General features: G+C 59.4%; 14 protein-coding genes. 10 read left to right on the top strand and 4 right to left on the bottom strand.

All coding sequences use genetic code 11. The features are described 5' to 3' along the window. The first annotated feature begins 7 nt into the window (after positions 1-7). From tauB to tauD, 4 genes are all read left to right on the top strand, one after another. The gene (gene tauB / locus ACA062_RS01090; RefSeq protein ID WP_497454858.1) at positions 8-802 is read left to right on the top strand and encodes a taurine ABC transporter ATP-binding subunit; all 795 of its coding nucleotides are present in this window, start codon (positions 8-10) and stop codon (positions 800-802) included. Beyond that, positions 799-1,632 (top strand): taurine ABC transporter permease TauC, encoded by an 834-nt coding sequence (tauC, locus tag ACA062_RS01085; protein WP_497454857.1) that lies wholly within the window; start codon positions 799-801, stop codon positions 1,630-1,632. The genes tauB and tauC overlap by 4 nt, the downstream gene beginning before the upstream one ends. Before the next feature lie 166 nt (positions 1,633-1,798). Continuing rightward, complete coding sequence (locus ACA062_RS01080) at positions 1,799-4,330, top strand: autotransporter outer membrane beta-barrel domain-containing protein (protein WP_497454856.1); 2,532 nt, start codon at positions 1,799-1,801, stop codon at positions 4,328-4,330. A 42-nt stretch (positions 4,331-4,372) separates the two neighbouring features. Then, positions 4,373-5,215, top strand: coding sequence for a taurine dioxygenase (gene tauD, locus ACA062_RS01075; RefSeq protein WP_497454855.1), 843 nt, complete (start codon positions 4,373-4,375; stop codon positions 5,213-5,215). A 163-nt stretch (positions 5,216-5,378) separates the two neighbouring features. Here tauD and mgrA read toward each other — a convergent pair whose 3' ends face one another. Both mgrA and ACA062_RS01065 read right to left on the bottom strand, forming a co-directional pair. Beyond that, positions 5,379-6,416, bottom strand: coding sequence for an L-glyceraldehyde 3-phosphate reductase (gene mgrA / locus ACA062_RS01070; RefSeq protein WP_497454854.1), 1,038 nt, complete (start codon positions 6,414-6,416; stop codon positions 5,379-5,381). Between the two features lie 264 nt (positions 6,417-6,680). Next, positions 6,681-7,571, bottom strand: coding sequence for a LysR family transcriptional regulator (locus ACA062_RS01065; protein ID WP_497454853.1), 891 nt, complete (start codon positions 7,569-7,571; stop codon positions 6,681-6,683). 129 nt (positions 7,572-7,700) lie between these two features. Here ACA062_RS01065 and ACA062_RS01060 point away from each other — a divergent pair, with 129 nt between their 5' ends. Together ACA062_RS01060 and ACA062_RS01055 are read left to right on the top strand one after the other, a co-directional pair. Then, positions 7,701-8,441, top strand: coding sequence for an SDR family oxidoreductase (locus tag ACA062_RS01060; RefSeq protein WP_497454852.1), 741 nt, complete (start codon positions 7,701-7,703; stop codon positions 8,439-8,441). Positions 8,442-8,497: 56 nt separating this feature from the next. Then, the gene (locus tag ACA062_RS01055; RefSeq protein WP_497454851.1) at positions 8,498-8,758 is read left to right on the top strand and encodes a hypothetical protein; all 261 of its coding nucleotides are present in this window, start codon (positions 8,498-8,500) and stop codon (positions 8,756-8,758) included. A 26-nt stretch (positions 8,759-8,784) separates the two neighbouring features. On the opposite strand, the gene betT is transcribed toward ACA062_RS01055, so the two are convergent. After that, positions 8,785-10,740, bottom strand: coding sequence for a choline transporter BetT (gene betT, locus ACA062_RS01050; RefSeq protein ID WP_497457340.1), 1,956 nt, complete (start codon positions 10,738-10,740; stop codon positions 8,785-8,787). A gap of 417 nt (positions 10,741-11,157) precedes the next feature. After that, positions 11,158-12,084, bottom strand: coding sequence for a serine O-acetyltransferase EpsC (gene epsC / locus ACA062_RS01045; RefSeq protein WP_128873850.1), 927 nt, complete (start codon positions 12,082-12,084; stop codon positions 11,158-11,160). A 295-nt stretch (positions 12,085-12,379) separates the two neighbouring features. Here epsC and ACA062_RS01040 point away from each other — a divergent pair, with 295 nt between their 5' ends. The 4 genes from ACA062_RS01040 (at position 12,380) to tcyN (ending at position 15,887) form a co-directional block, all read left to right on the top strand. After that, entirely contained in the window at positions 12,380-13,372 is a 993-nt protein-coding gene (locus ACA062_RS01040; RefSeq protein ID WP_497454850.1) for a D-cysteine desulfhydrase, read from the top strand. A 295-nt stretch (positions 13,373-13,667) separates the two neighbouring features. Beyond that, the gene (tcyJ, locus tag ACA062_RS01035; protein ID WP_462003534.1) at positions 13,668-14,462 is read left to right on the top strand and encodes a cystine ABC transporter substrate-binding protein; all 795 of its coding nucleotides are present in this window, start codon (positions 13,668-13,670) and stop codon (positions 14,460-14,462) included. Further along, entirely contained in the window at positions 14,462-15,127 is a 666-nt protein-coding gene (gene tcyL, locus ACA062_RS01030) for a cystine ABC transporter permease (protein ID WP_010464804.1), read from the top strand. Before tcyJ ends, tcyL begins: the two co-directional genes overlap by 1 nt. Before the next feature lie 4 nt (positions 15,128-15,131). Continuing rightward, positions 15,132-15,887: an L-cystine ABC transporter ATP-binding protein TcyN gene (gene tcyN / locus ACA062_RS01025; protein ID WP_497454849.1), complete on the top strand. Its 756-nt coding sequence runs from the start codon at positions 15,132-15,134 to the stop codon at positions 15,885-15,887. Positions 15,888-15,920: the final 33 nt, after the last annotated feature.

The following is a 15,920-nucleotide window of genomic DNA, read 5'->3' as shown; positions in this document are numbered from 1 at the left end:
GACCGCAATGGCTTTGCTACAGCTGGAGCGCATCAGCGCACAGTACCCGGGCAGCCCGGAACCGGTGCTGGCGGATATTTCCCTGAGTCTGGGCCCCCGGCAATTGCTGGTCGCCCTCGGCCCGTCCGGCAGTGGCAAGACTTCGCTGTTGAATCTGATTGCCGGGTTCGTCGAGCCCAGCGCCGGGCGCATCACCCTTGATGGCGTACCGGTCAAAGGCCCGAGTGCCGAACGTGGCGTAGTGTTCCAGGACGACGCCCTGCTGCCCTGGCAGGACGTGCTGGCCAACGTCGGCTTCGGCCTGGAGCTGGCGGGTGTTTCCCGGGAAAAACGCGAAATCCGCGCCCGGGAAATGCTCGCGCTGGTGGACCTTTGCGGCTTCGAAAACCGGCGCATCTGGCAGCTGTCCGGTGGGCAGAAGCAACGCGTCGGCCTGGCTCGTGCGCTTGCCGCCGACCCGCGCGTATTGCTGATGGACGAGCCCTTCGGCGCCCTCGATGCCTTCACTCGCGAACAGATGCAGGAGCTGCTGCTGCAAGTCTGGCAGCGCACCGCCAAACCGGTTTTTCTGATTACCCACGACATCGAAGAAGCGGTGTTCCTCGCCACGGATCTGATTCTGCTGGCGCCCGATCCTGGACAGATCGTCGAGCGCCTGAGCCTGGATTTCGGCCAGCGCTACGCCGCCGGTGAGTCCGCACGATCGATCAAATCCGACCCGCGTTTTATCGAAACCCGCGAACACGTGCTCGCCAAAGTGTTCTCCCAACGCAGCGCCGCCACGCGGCAGGAGCGCGCATGAGCAGCTATGAAATTCCCGCCGCGGCGGTGAAACCGGGTTCGACGGTGATTGCGCTGCGCCGCAGCCTGAGTACGCGCTGGATCAGCGTGCTGACGCTGGTCGCGCTCGTGGCCATCTGGTGGGCCGTCACCGCTACTGGAATGATCGAGCCGCTGTTCCTGCCGCCGCCGTCTGCCGTATTACAAAAGGGCTGGCTGCTGGTGACCACCGGCTACATGGATTCCACCTTATGGCAGCACTTGGGCGCAAGTCTGAGTCGTATCGGTCTGGGCCTGGGTTTCGCGGTGTTGACCGCTGTACCCGTTGGCATTGCCATCGGCCACAACCGCATCGCTCGAGGCATTCTCGATCCGCTGATCGAGTTCTACCGCCCTATCCCGCCACTGGCCTACTTGCCGCTGATCGTGATCTGGTGCGGCATCGGTGAGTTGTCGAAAGTGTTGCTGATCTACCTGGCGATCTTCGCCCCGATCGCCATCGCTACTGCCACCGGCGTGCGCACCGTCGACCCGGCCAGGTTGCGGGCCGCGCAGTCGTTGGGCGCGACCCGGGCGCAATTGATTCGCCATGTGATTCTGCCGAGCGCGTTGCCGGACATCTTGACCGGTGTGCGCATTGGTCTGGGTGTGGGTTGGTCGACCCTGGTCGCCGCTGAGCTGATCGCTGCCACCAGTGGCCTGGGCTTCATGGTGCAGTCGGCCGCACAGTTCCTGGTCACCGATGTGGTGGTGCTGGGGATTCTGGTCATCGCCCTGATCGCCTTCACCATGGAAATGGGCCTGCGCGCCCTGCAGCGCAAGCTGGTGCCGTGGCACGGCCAGGCTCACTGAATATTGGGTCGCGGTTTTGGTGAAAGCTGAAAACTCCCACAAGGCTATCCGATTCGTCCGATATCAACTGTAGATGATTGTTCCCATGCTGAGCGCCCTTTCGAGTAAGTGGGCCTGGCGATGTCATTGGCTCGTTACGAGATCCAATGACATGGAAACAATCTAGATGCCCCATTTCCGATTAAACCGTCAGGCTCTTCTCATGTTCGCCATCAGTCAGGCGTTGTTGTTTTCGAGTGGCAATCTACTGGCGGCCGACAGTGATCAGGTGTTGGTAGAGGATGGTGCGCAAATCAGTGTCAATGATCGAGAGATCGAGACCACAGGTGACGGTGTCTCGGCTATGCATGCTCGTACCGGCGGTAAAATCCAGGCGTCAAACATGAGTGTCGCGACGTCCGGCAAAGGTGCCAATGGCGTGTATGTGCACGGTTATGGCAGTGAATTTACCTCCACCGGTGGGCTTTCCATCGCCACTTCGGGCGACGGCGCAAGAGGACTGCGAATCGGTCTTCATGGCCAGGCGAATGTGCAACGGGCCGATATCTTCACCAGTGGCAATGAAGCCTACGGGCTCTCTGTCGCCAGCTCCGGCAAGGTCAACCTGGGGAGCGGATCGATTACCACCTTGGGGGATCGAAGTGCCGGAATCTGGGGTTGGCAATACGGCAACCTGATTGGACGCGACCTTGTCGTGACGACCGAGGGACTCGGTTCCCATGGCGTTCATGCAGGCAGCAAAGCATCTATCGAGCTAAGTGGCAGCTCCATCGCCACCTCTGGTGATCGATCCTATGGAGTCAGTGCATTGAGCGGTTCGTCTATTGACCTGCGCAGTCATTCTTCGATTACCACCCGCGGAAAGGAGGCCCATGGCGTACACGCCTCGGGAAGCGCCAGCCTGGTGAGACTGACGGACAGCCATGTCGAAACCTTCGGCGAAGGTTCCGCGGGCGTGATGGTGGAGCACGGTGGAAGGGTCGAACTCAACAATTCACATGTCCAGGCTCATGGTGCCGGTGCTGTCGGCGCACACCTCAATGGTGGCAGCCTGGCACTCGTTGGCGGCTCATTACAGGCGCAGGATGCTGCAGCGTTGAATATTCGCGGCCAAGGCAATAGTGCTGTCATTGATTCAGGTTATGTGAGCAGTCACACAGGGCCTGCGATCAAGCTCGAGGCTGGCGCAGCGGCAAACATTATTGTGCGTAACGGTTCGACGCTGTCTGCCGGCAATGGCAAGGGTGAATTGCTCGACCTGGCGCCCGACAGTGAGCTCGATTTGGTGGTCGATAACAGCGTGCTGCATGGCAACTTGAACATTCCTGATAACAAGCTGGTCAATGTGCACCTGCAAAACGGAAGTCGCTTTACTGGACACATGACCGATGTCACGCGACTCCAGCTCGATCAAGGTGTGCGCTGGGACATCAATGGCGACAGTCGGATTAAGTCGTTGGCGCTTAACGGTGGCCTGATCAGTTTTGGCCAGTCCGTTGAGTTTCACCGGTTATCAGTGGGCGAGTTGACCGGTAGCGGCACCTTTGGCCTGAAGCTGGACATGAATAACCGCCAGATCGATTTTCTCGACGTCGCCGGCCAGGCCAGTGGCAGTCACCTGCTGAGTATTCAAAACAGCGGGGCCGAGCCGGTGCCAGGCTTCGATCCATTGCAGGTTGTACACACGGGCGGCGGCGGTGCGAAGTTTGCCTTGCTCGGGAGTCGCGTTGACCTCGGTGCGTTTTCTTACGGTCTTGAGCAGCAGGGAGACGACTGGTTCCTCACCAGCAATGGACAGGAGGTAAGTCCCGGCACCCGAAGTGTCCAGGCCTTGTTCAATAGCGCACCGACCGTCTGGTACGGCGAAATGAGTACTTTGCGTAGCCGGATGGGCGAGGTTCGAGGAAACGGTCAGGGAGGCGGCTGGATGCGTAGCTATGGCAACAAGTACCAGGTTTCGGGCAGTTCCGGGTTGGGCTATCAGCAAAACCAGTACGGTATTTCACTAGGAGCAGACACACCGCTGTCCAGCGTCGATGGAACACTGTTAGTGGGAGTATTCGCTGGTTACAGCAAGTCGGACCTGTCGTTGGCGCGAGGTTCGTCGGGCACCGTAGATAGCTTCTATGTGGGAACCTACGGCACCTGGATGGATGACGATGGGTATTACGTAGATGGTGTGCTCAAGCTCAATCAGTTTCAGAACCGGGCTGATGTGGTGATGAGTGACTTCAGCAAAGCCAAGGGTAATTATCGTAACTATGGCTTGGGTGCATCGCTGGAGGCCGGACGGCAGATTCAATTGAGCGAGCGAGTGTTCGCTGAGCCTTTTGCTCAGCTCTCGGCAGTCGTTGTGCAGGGGCAAAGTTTTAGTCTGGACAGCGAGTTGCAGGCCCGTAATGCGGCGACACGCTCATTGCTTGGCAAATTGGGCATGACCGTTGAGCACCGTTTTGATCTGTTGCGTCCTTACATCAAAGTCGCCCTGGCTCAAGAGTTTGCCCGCGATAACGAAGTCAGGGTCAATGGCCATCGCTTCAAGAATGACCTTCATGGCACCCGAGGAGAGCTGGGTGCCGGCTTGGCACTTGCCCTATCCGGCAATCTGCAATTGCACGCGGATTTCGATTACATGAAGGGGCAGTGCATCGAACAACCCTGGGGGGCAAATTTCGGTCTGCGCTACGCATTCGACTAGGCGTTAACCCAGTAGTGATCACCACTTTTAAAGAGAAAGACCATGAGCAACCTGACAATCGTCCCCCTTAGCTCGGCCCTCGGCGCCCAAATCAGCGGCGTCGACATCAGTCAGCCGCTGAACCTTGAACAGCGCGACGCCATCGAGCAGGCGCTGCTCAAACATCAGGTGCTGTTTTTCCGTGACCAGCCGATCGAGCCGCAGCAGCAGGCGCGTTTCGCTGCCTGTTTCGGTGACCTGCATATACACCCGATCTACCCGAATGTACCGGAACAGCCCGAAGTGCTGATCCTCGACACCGCCGTCACCGACGTGCGTGACAACGCGATCTGGCACACCGACGTGACCTTCTTGCCAACCCCGGCCATGGGCGCCGTGCTCAGCGCCAAGCTGTTGCCGCAGTTTGGTGGCGACACGCTATGGGCCAGCGGCATTGCGGCCTATGAAGCACTTTCTGCGCCGCTGAAAAGCTTGCTCGAAGGATTGACCGCCACCCACGACTTCACCCGCTCGTTCCCGCTGGAGCGTTACGGCAACACGCCTGAAGCGCTGGCCCAATGGGAAGAAACGCGCAGGAAGAATCCGCCGCTGTCACACCCGGTGATTCGTACGCACCCGGTGAGCGGGCGGCGGTCGTTGTTCGTCAATGAAGGTTTCACGTCGAAGATCAACGAACTGTCGGACACCGAAAGCGAGACGATCCTGAAATTTTTGTTCGCCCATTCGACCCGGCCGGAATTCACCATTCGCTGGCGCTGGCAGAAGGATGACGTGGCGTTCTGGGATAACCGTGTGACGCAGCACTATGCGGTCGATGATTACCGGCCGGCGCGGCGGGTGATGCAGCGGGCGACAGTGTTGGGGGATGTGCCGTTTTTCAGGTGAACACCCAGTCTCTTTACTGAATTTGATGGCCCCATCGCGAGCAAGCCCGCTCCCACAGTTGATCTGGTTGACCATAAATCTTTGGCCAAACTACAAAACCTGTGGGAGCGGGCTTGCCCGCGATAGCGGTATTTCCGACGCCGGAAAACCCGGCGCCGAACACTTATTCAGCCGTCGAAGGCTTCTCCCAAAGATTGACCCCGCCCTCCTGGGCAAACCCGTCAATCTCCGCCAATTCCTGCGAACTGAAGCTCAGATTCTGCAACGCCCCGACATTCTCGATAATCTGTTCCGGCCGGCTCGCGCCGATCAGTGCCGAGGTCACTCGTGGGTCGCGTAAAGTCCAGGCCAACGCCAACTGCGCCAGACTCTGGCCACGACGCTGGGCGATTTCATTCAATGCACGCACGTGAGCAATATTGGCTTCGGACAAGTGCGACGCCTGCAACGAACCACCGCCCGGTCGGTTGACCCGCGCATCGGCGGGCACGCCATTGAGGTACTTGTCGGTCAGTAATCCCTGAGCAAGCGGAGTAAAGGCGATCACGCCCGTGCCGAGCTCATCGGTGGTGTCCAACAGGTCCTTTTCAACCCAGCGGTTGAGCAGGTTGTAAGCGGGCTGGTGAATCAGCAACGGTACTTTCCACTCTTTGAGCAGGGCCGCCATTTCACGGGTTTTCACCCCGGAATACGACGAGATGCCGATGTACAGCGCCTTGCCCTGTTGCACGGCGGTGGCCAATGCGCTGGCGGTTTCTTCCAGCGGGGTGTCCGGGTCGAAGCGGTGGGAATAGAAAATATCCACGTAGTCCAGGCCCAGGCGCTGCAGGCTCTGATCCAGGCTGGCCAGCATGTACTTGCGCGAGCCGCCGCCCTGGCCATAAGGGCCGGCCCACATGTCCCAACCGGCCTTGCTCGAGATGATCAGCTCGTCACGGTACTGCTTGAAGTCTTCACGCAGCAAACGACCGAAATTGATCTCGGCGCTGCCGTACGGCGGGCCGTAGTTGTTGGCCAGGTCGAAGTGGTTGATGCCCAGGTCGAAGGCCGTGCGCAACAAGGCGCGCTGGGTGTCGATCGGCGTGCTGTCGCCGAAGTTGTGCCACAGGCCCAGGGACAGTGCAGGCAGCACCAGCCCGCTGCGCCCCACGCGGCGGTAAGGAATGGAATCGTAGCGGTTTTCGGCAGCGGTGTAGGTCATCGAATCCTCTCTTGTGTGTCTTGAAGTTGGTATCGACTGCTTCGCAAGTTGCCCAGCATACGCCCAGACAAACGCCGATAAACCTCGGACTCGAGAAAAAGCTGAAACGTTTTTGTAGGCGCTGGCTTGTCGGATCGCCGCGCCGCAGCGAAGGCGTCCCTTGGAGCACCGTATGGCTTGAACCCCTTTCGCCAGCAAGCCGGCTCCTACAGGGTCGGCGTATGCCTGTAGATGTAGCTGCCGAAGGCTGCGATCTTTTGATCTTTACTCCGCCTGCGCAAACACCTCACCCAGCCAATCCACAAACACCCGAACCCGTGGCGACATGTGTCGGTTGTGCGGATACAACACTGAAACCGGCATCGGCGGTGGCGGCGTATCGATCAGGATTTCCTGCACCATGCCCTGTGAAATCAGGGTCTCCATCCGGTAATGCGGACACTGGATCAAGCCCAGACCGGCAATGGCGCAAGCGGCATAAATCTCCGCGCCGAACACCGAGATCGCGCCATCGATGGCGACTTCCTGCAACTGGCCATCGACCATGAATTCAAACGGAAACAACTTGGCGGTGGTGCGCGAAACGTAGTTCACCGCGCGATGGTTCTTCAGGTCTTCAAGGTTTTTCGGTTCGCCGTATTGACGCAGGTAGGCAGGGCTGGCGCAGGTGATCTGGCGCAGGTTGGCGACGCGTTTGCCGATCAGCGCCGAGTCGCCGAGGGTGCCCGCACGCAGTACACAATCGACACCCTCGGCGATCAGGTCGACAAAGCGGTCCGCCTCGCTGATGGACAGTTCGATATCCGGGTACCGGGCCATGAATTGCGGCAATGCCGGGATCACAAAGTGCCTGGCCAGCGTGCCGTGCAAATCCACGCGCAATCGACCCTTGGGCGCCACGCTGCGAAAGGCCAGTTCGGCTTCTTCCAGTTCCGCCAGCAACTGCACGCAACGTTGGTAGTAGGCCTCGCCATCCAGCGTCGGGCGCACCTTGCGCGTGCTGCGCTCGAGCAATCGCGTGCCGAGCCAGGCTTCGAACTGATTCAGGGTGTGGGTCAGCGTTGCCCGGGGCAGATTCAGGTCATCGGCCGCCTGGGTAAAGCTGCTGCGCTCGTAGATCCGCACGAAAACCTTCATCGCCTTGACTTGATCCACGCCCCGCTCCTGGTCTTCGATTGTTGGTAATTATTGAACAGTCAAGGCAACTTTCGTGCATTTATCGGCCCGAGTAAACATGTGAATCTGGCCTCACCCAAAGCAAACACATGCAAAGGAATTACTACCATGACCACCCCAACGTCGATAGTTGCCCTCGTGACCGGCGCCTCCCGCGGCATCGGTGCAGTCATCGCCAAACAACTGGCCAGCGAAGGTTTCGCCGTCGCCATCAACTACGCCAGCAGCGCCACTGAAGCCTCGAAGCTGGTCGTCGAACTGCGCCAGGCCGGCCACCAGGCCATAGCGATCAAGGCCGACGTAGCCAATGCCGATGACGTACGCCGGATGTTCGACGAAACCGAAACCCAACTGGGCAAGGTCGATGTGCTGGTCAACATCGCCGGCGTTCTCAACGTGATGCCGCTGGCCGAACACACGGACGAACTGTTCGACCAGACCTTCAACATTCACGCCCGCGGCACGTTCAACACCCTGCGTGAAGCCGCCACCCGGCTGAACAGCGGCGGCAGGATCATCAATTTCTCCAGCAGCACCGTCGGCATGAACCTGCCAGGTTACGCGGTGTACATCGCCAGCAAGGCAGCGGTGGAATCCCTGACCCAGGTATTCGCCAAGGAAATGCGCGGTCGCCACATTACCGTCAATGCCGTGGCCCCGGGACCGGTGGCCACCGAGCTGTTCCTGCACGGCAAGAGCGAAGAGCAGATCCAGACTTTCGCCAGGATGGCCCCACTGGAACGGTTGGGACAGCCGGAAGACATCGCCCGCGTCGTTTCCTTCCTGGCGGGTCCCGGCTCGGGCTGGGTCAACGGGCAAATTCTGCGGGTCAATGGTGGGTTGGTTTAAGCTGAGGTGTAGGCAGGTTCGACCGGCACCACACATCCGCAGGGAGGAAACTCACCATGCACACCACCATCATCATCTTCTTCGGCCTCGTCCTGCTGGCGCTGATGCTGTTCATCGGCGAACAGATCGGCTTCAGCCGCCAGACCCTGACCTACAGCTTCATCGTGCTATGGCTGGCGCTGACGATGATCAACGGCGCCATCGGCGTGGTCACGGCCGGCCAGTCCGTCACCACGGAAATGGTGGTTGGCAGCATTGTGTTTGGCGTGCCAGTGGCGGCGCTGGTGTTGTTCATGGTGTTGAGCACCGATACCTGAACAATCCAGCCCCGCCGCCTGGGGAATCAACGCACCAAATGCAAAAACTGCATGTGCCGCTCGTACTGGTCGAGGATGTCGTTGATGACCTGCTCCTTGGTGTAACCCACCAGATCGTAGTCCTGGCTGCCCTCGCTCAAATGCACTTCGGCCCGGTAGTAACGACGGTTGTTGAGTTCCTTGGAGCCCATGCCGCCACGGGCGAAAGACGGCGTAAAGTAGCCACGCATCTGCACCTGATAGATGAACGGATGTTGCTCGCCATGGCCGATTTCCAAGCTGACGCTGTCATTGGCCGGATCGGGCTGGGCGACGACGCTCAACCCTTTCTCGACGAACACCGCAGTCACTTCTTCAATCGCCGGACGCACCGTCGTTTCGAGGAAACGGTAAACCTCATCCCGCGACGGGAAATGCACCGCCTGACTCAAGCGCTGACGCCAACCGCCACGGCGCGAGCCGGAGACCGGGGCCAGGGAATGCAGCTGCGCGATCTGCTTCTGCGATTCCAGATAGAACGCCTTGTGCAGCCCCCACATCATCAACAGCAGAATCAACGAGAACGGCAACGAGGTCAGCACCACCGCTGACTTCAGTGCATCGATGCTGCCGGAAAACAGCAGCGCACTGGTCACCAGTGCGGTCATGGCGCCCCAGAACACCCGCAACCATTTCGGCCCGTCTTCATCCGGATTGCCGCCCTTGGCGGACAGCGTCGACAGCACCACGGTGCCGGAGTCGGCCGAGGTGACGAAGAACACGAAGCTGATGAACACCGTGACCGCGATCACGGTTTTGCTCCACGGATAGGTTTCCAGCAGCAGGTAAAGCGTCATCGATGGATTGTCGATGGCCGACATGCCCAACGCGCTCATCCCGTGATTGAGCACTTGATCGATGGCGCTGTTGCCGAAGATCGACATCCAGGCCAGGGTGAAACCCAGCGGAATCAGCAGCACGCCGAAGACAAATTCACGGATGGTCCGGCCCCGGGAAATCCGCGCGATAAACAGGCCCACGAACGGCGACCATGCAATCCACCAGGCCCAGTAGAACACCGTCCAGCCGCCCAGCCAGTCACTGGGTTTGTCGTAGGCGTAAAGGTCGAAACTCTTCATCGGCAAGGCGCCGAGGTAGTCGCCGATGTTCTGGATCAGCGTGTTGAGCAAGTGCTGGGTAGGCCCGGCAAACAACACGAACAGCAGCAGCGCGCAGGCCAGCAGCATGTTGATGTCGGACATCACCCGCACGCCTTTATCGACGCCGGACACGGCCACCAGGATCGCCGCGCCCATCATCAGCGTGATCAGGCCGACCTGAATCCACTGGGTGTGAGCGATGCCGAACAGGTAGTCCAGTCCCGAGTTGAGGTGCAATACGCCAAAGCCCATGTCGGCGCCGAGGCCGAATACCGTGGCGATGATGCCGAAGCCGTCCACCGCGTAACCGATCGGGCCGTTGATGCGCTTGCCGATCAGCGGATAGAGCGCCGAGCGCAGAGCCAGCGGCAGGTTGTGACGATAGGCGAAGTAAGCCAGCGCCATGCCGACGAAGGCGAACACGCCCCAACCGTGCAGGCCCCAGTGCAAAAACAGAATCTGCATCGCCTGACGCGCCGCGTCCGCCGTACCCGCCTCACCCTGAGGCGGTTGCGCCAAGTGGGTCAGCGGTTCGGACACACAAAAGAAAAACAGCGTGATGCTGATGCCGGCGGCGAACAACATGCCGGCCCAGGACAGGTAACTGAATTCGGGTTCGTCGTGGTCGGCACCGAGCTTGATCTTGCCGTAGCCGGACAAGGCGGTGACCACCACGAAGACCAGATACAGGGTCATCGCGAGCATGTAGTACCAGCCGACCGTGTTGGCCGCCCAGTTTTGCGCCGCCAGTAACCAGGCACCGGCTTGTTCGGGCATGGCGATCACGACAATGCCGAACAACAGAATGAAACTCGCCGCAAAGTAGAACACCGGCGGATTCATGCGGACCTGGCCGCTTGGAGGGAGGGACGATGCACTCATGAAAGGTGCACCTCTCGGGGGTGGAGCAGGGCAATCAGTAACGGACTCGGCAAAGGCAAGCCTCCTGTTGTGAGCGGGCAGCAAACCGGCGGTTTAACTTGAATGAGCGTTCAAGTTAAACATAAATAGGGTGCTAAGGACTAATCGCAGGGCTCGGCGGTGCTGTTTGTACGCTAGCTCAAGGATGGGTATGACGCGGGGGTTGGGGGGTTTTGTAGGAGCTGTCGAGTGAAACGAGGCTGCGATCTTTTGATTTTGCTTTCAAGAAACAAGATCAAAAGATCGCAGCCTCGTTTCACGAGACAGCTCCTACACAGCTCCTACACAGGTCCTACAGCCAGCGAAGACTGATTATCTGTTACCAAGAAACCGGGGGATTTACTTCTGCGTCCCGTCATCATGTTGCAGATTCGCCTGAGTCAGGTTGCTCCCCGCCGGTACGCTGCGGGTCAGCCAGACGTTACCGCCAATGGTCGAGCCCTTGCCGATGGTGATCCGACCCAGGATTGTCGCCCCGGCATAGATCACCACATCATCCTCGACAATCGGATGGCGCGGCTGCCCCTTCTGCAACTGACCGTCCTCATCCGCCGGGAAGCGCTTGGCGCCCAGGGTCACGGCCTGATAAATCCGCACACGCTCGCCGATGATGGCGGTCTCGCCGATCACCACGCCCGTCCCATGATCGATGAAGAAGCTGCGACCGATCTGCGCTCCCGGATGGATGTCGATACCGGTGGCGGAATGGGCGATTTCCGCGCTGATCCGCGCGAGCAGCGGCAGCCCGGCGCGATACAAGTGATGGGCAAGGCGATGGTGAATCACTGCCAGGATGCCCGGGTAGCAGAGCAACACTTCATCGACGCTGCGCGCTGCCGGGTCGCCGTGGTAGGCCGCCAGCACGTCGGTGTCCAACAGACTGCGCAAGCCTGGCAGGGCCAGGGCGAAGTCCTGAATGATCTGAATGGTCCTGGCTTCGACTTCAGTCTCGGCCGTGGCGCCGTGGCGGGCGGCGTAGCGCAGTTCCAGTCGCGCCTGAGCTAGCAACGCATTCAATGCCACGTCCAGCGTGTGGCCGACATAGAAGTCTTCACTCTCTTCGCGCAGGTCCACCGGGCCCAGGCGCATCGGAAACAACGCACCACACAAGGCTTCAAGAATCTCCGCCATGGCCGCTCGGGAAGGCAACTCCCGACCGCCCTGCTCGCCGCTGGCGCGGCCGTTTTGGGCACGCCATTCGTCACGCGCCGAACGCAGCTGACTGACGATGGTCTGCAATTGCCAATGGCTGGAACGCTCGCTCACGGTAAAAACTCCTCATGGGCGGCCGGACTGTCTGGCCGCGCTGACGGCGATTACTTTACGCAAGGTCTGGACGGCGATTAAGAACCAATTGTGCTGAATCAAACACTTTTGGCTATAAGCGATTGGCGGTTGCCCCGATAAATAGGCGTGCCTATAGTCCTGAGATCTCTCCCTGTAGGAGCGAGCTTGCTCGCGAAAAACCCGAACCCGACGCGGGGTGTCAGGCTTATCGCGTTATCGTTAGCGACCATCGCGAGCAAGCTCGCTCCTACATTCTTGCGCCAGTACGGAAACCATGATCAAACAACAGCTCGCCCGTTTTGACCGCCTCGATCTGCTCGGCCACCCCACGCCACTGGAAAAACTCGAACGCCTGTCGACCTGGCTGGGCCGCGATCTCTACGTCAAACGCGATGACCTGACGCCGCTGGCCATGGGTGGCAACAAGCTGCGCAAACTCGAATACCTGGCGGCCGATGCCCTGGCACAAGGCGCAGACACGTTGATTACCGCGGGTGCGCTTCAGTCCAACCATGTGCGCCAAACCGCCGCCGTTGCGGCCAGGCTGGGTCTGGGCTGCGTGGCACTGCTGGAAAACCCCCTTGGCACCGACGACGCCAACTATGTCGGCAACGGCAATCGGCTGTTGCTGGATCTGTTCGATGCCAAGGTGGAGTTGGTAGAAAACCTGGATAACGCCGACGAACAGTTGGAGGCGTTGGCCGCACGGCTGCGCAGCAACGGCAAAAAGCCGTACCTGGTGCCGATTGGCGGCTCGAATGCGTTGGGCGCTTTGGGTTATGTGCGCGCCGGGTTGGAACTGGCCGAGCAGATCAAGGACACCGGCATCACATTCGCCGCTGTGGTGCTGGCCTCGGGCAGCGCTGGCACGCACAGTGGCCTGGCACTGGCATTGAGCGAAGCACTGCCGCAATTGCCGGTGATTGGCGTCACGGTTTCGCGCAGCGATGAAGATCAGCGACCGAAGGTCCAGGGCCTCGCCGAGCGGACGGCGAAGTTGTTGGAAGTGCGCTTGCCTGCGAGTTTCAAAGTCGAGCTGTGGGACGAATATTTCGGCCCGCGCTATGGCGAGCCGAATGCCGGGACACTGGCGGCGGTAAAGCTGGTGGCGAGCCAGGAAGGTTTGCTGCTCGACCCGGTTTATACCGGTAAAGCCATGGCCGGATTGTTGGACGGGATTGGACGCCAGCGTTTTGATGAGGGGCCGATTATCTTCCTGCATACGGGTGGCGCGCCGGCGTTGTTTGCCTATAAGGATTTTCTGTAAACGAAGCTTAAGATCAAAAGATCGCAGCCTGCGGCAGCTCCTACGCGAGTACGCCGATCCATGTAGGAGCTGCCGCAGGCTGCGATCTTTAAGAAGTAGACGTATATTCTAAAAAAGAATAACAAAAGTTATATTTATTATTTTCCAATCTAAAGACCCCATCATATAGTCGCGCCGCAGGCGAATTTGAAACAAGACGCATAGACTGCTTTAGGGCAGGATATCGCAGTCGTTAAAATCCCGAATTTGCCAACTTTCCTAAAAGCGTCTTCATAAGAAAACACAGGGGCTTGTCATGAATTTTTCCGCACTACGTCGAAATCTGCTGGTAGGTTCGCTCGGCCTGGCACTCAGCGCCGGCCTGTTGGGGCAAGCGGTTGCCGGTGAGCAACTGCAAAAAATCAAAGACGCTGGCGTGATCAACGTCGGCCTGGAAGGCACCTACCCACCGTTCAGTTTCGTCGACGCCGACGGCAAACTGGCCGGCTTCGAAGTCGAGTTCTCCGAAGCCCTGGCCAAAGAGCTGGGCGTGAAGGTCAAACTGCAACCGACCAAATGGGACGGTATCCTCGCAGCCCTGGAATCCAAGCGTCTGGACGCCGTGATCAACCAGGTGACCATCTCCGAAGAGCGCAAGAAGAAGTATGACTTCTCCGAGCCGTACACCGTTTCCGGGATTCAGGCGCTGGTTCTGACCAAGAACAAAGACACCATCAAGACCGCCGCCGATCTGGACGGCAAAAAAGTCGGTGTAGGCCTGGGCACCAACTACGAACAATGGCTCAAGGACAATCAGCCTAAAGCCATCATCAAGACCTATGACGATGATCCGACCAAGTTCCAGGATCTGCGCGTCGGCCGCATCGACGCCATTCTGATCGACCGCCTCGCCGCACTGGAATACGCCAAGAAGGCCAAGGACACTGTCGCCGCCGGCGAAGCGTTCTCCCGTCAGGAAGCCGGTATTGCCCTGCGCAAAGGCGAGCCTGAGTTGCTGGCTGCGGTGAACAAAGCCATCGACAAGCTGCGTGCCGACGGTACGCTGAAAAAGCTTTCGGAAAAATACTTCAGCGCTGACGTCACCAAATAATGGAAGAAGCTTTCCAACTCGCACTGGACTCCCTGCCCTTCCTGCTCAAGGGGGCCTACTACACGGTCATCTTGAGCCTGGGCGGGATGTTCTTCGGCCTCATGCTGGGCTTCGGCCTGGCACTGATGCGCCTGTCGCGCTTCAAGCTGGTGAGCTGGATCGCCCGCATCTACGTGTCGTTCTTTCGCGGCACGCCGTTGCTGGTGCAACTGTTCGTGATCTATTACGGCTTGCCGCAATTGGGCATGGAACTCGATCCGCTGCCGGCGGCCCTGATCGGCTTCTCCCTGAACATGGCCGCGTATGCCTGTGAAATCCTGCGTTCCGCGATCAGCTCCATCGAGCGCGGTCAGTGGGAAGCTGCGGCCAGTATCGGCATGACCCGCGCGCAGACCCTGCGCCGGGCCATCATCCCGCAAGCGATGCGCACCGCATTGCCACCGCTGGGCAACAGCTTCATCTCGCTGGTCAAGGACACCGCGCTGGCCGCCACCATCCAGGTGCCGGAGCTGTTCCGCCAAGCGCAGCTGATTACAGCACGCACCTTCGAAGTGTTCACCATGTACCTTGCCGCCGCGCTGATCTACTGGATTCTGGCCACGGTGCTCTCGCACCTGCAGAACAAGTTGGAAGAGCGGGTCAATCGGCACGACCAGGAGTCCTGACCCAATGATTGTCGTGGAAAAACTGACAAAGCAGTTCAAGGGTCAAGTGGTGCTCAACGGCATCGATCTGGAAGTGAAGGAAGGTGAGGTGGTGGCGATCATCGGGCCCAGTGGCTCGGGCAAGACCACGTTCCTGCGTTGCCTGAACTTCCTGGAGGAACCCACCAGCGGCCGGATCAAGGTCGGTGACATCGAGATCGATGGCAGCCGCCCTTTGAACCAGCAGCAGAGCCTGGTGCGTCGCCTGCGTCAGCACGTGGGCTTCGTGTTCCAGAACTTCAACCTGTTCCCCCATCGGACCGCCCTGGAAAACGTCATCGAAGGCCCGATCATCGTGAAAAAAATCCCACGGGCCGACGCCATTGCCTTGGGTAAAAAGCTGATGGCCAGGGTCGGTCTGGCGGGCAAGGAAGACGCTTACCCGCGTCGCCTGTCCGGTGGTCAGCAACAGCGTGTGGCCATTGCCCGTGCGCTGGCGATGGAGCCGGAAGTGATTCTGTTCGACGAACCCACCTCGGCCCTCGACCCCGAGTTGGTGGGCGAAGTACTGGCGACCATCCGCAGCCTGGCCGAAGAGCGACGCACCATGGTCATCGTTACCCACGAAATGGGGTTCGCCCGGGACGTGGCCAACCGGGTGGTATTTTTCGATAAAGGGGTGATCGTCGAGCAAGGCGAAGCCAAGGCATTGTTTGCCAACCCGAAAGAAGAACGGACGAAACAGTTTCTCAGCAAGTTTCTGAATAACGCTCACTCCTGAAACACCCGCGCAATACGGGTCACTTCCATGGAT

The organism is Pseudomonas sp. LBUM1679, assembly GCF_059695565.1.
This window is presented reverse-complemented; position numbering and strand designations above follow the sequence as displayed.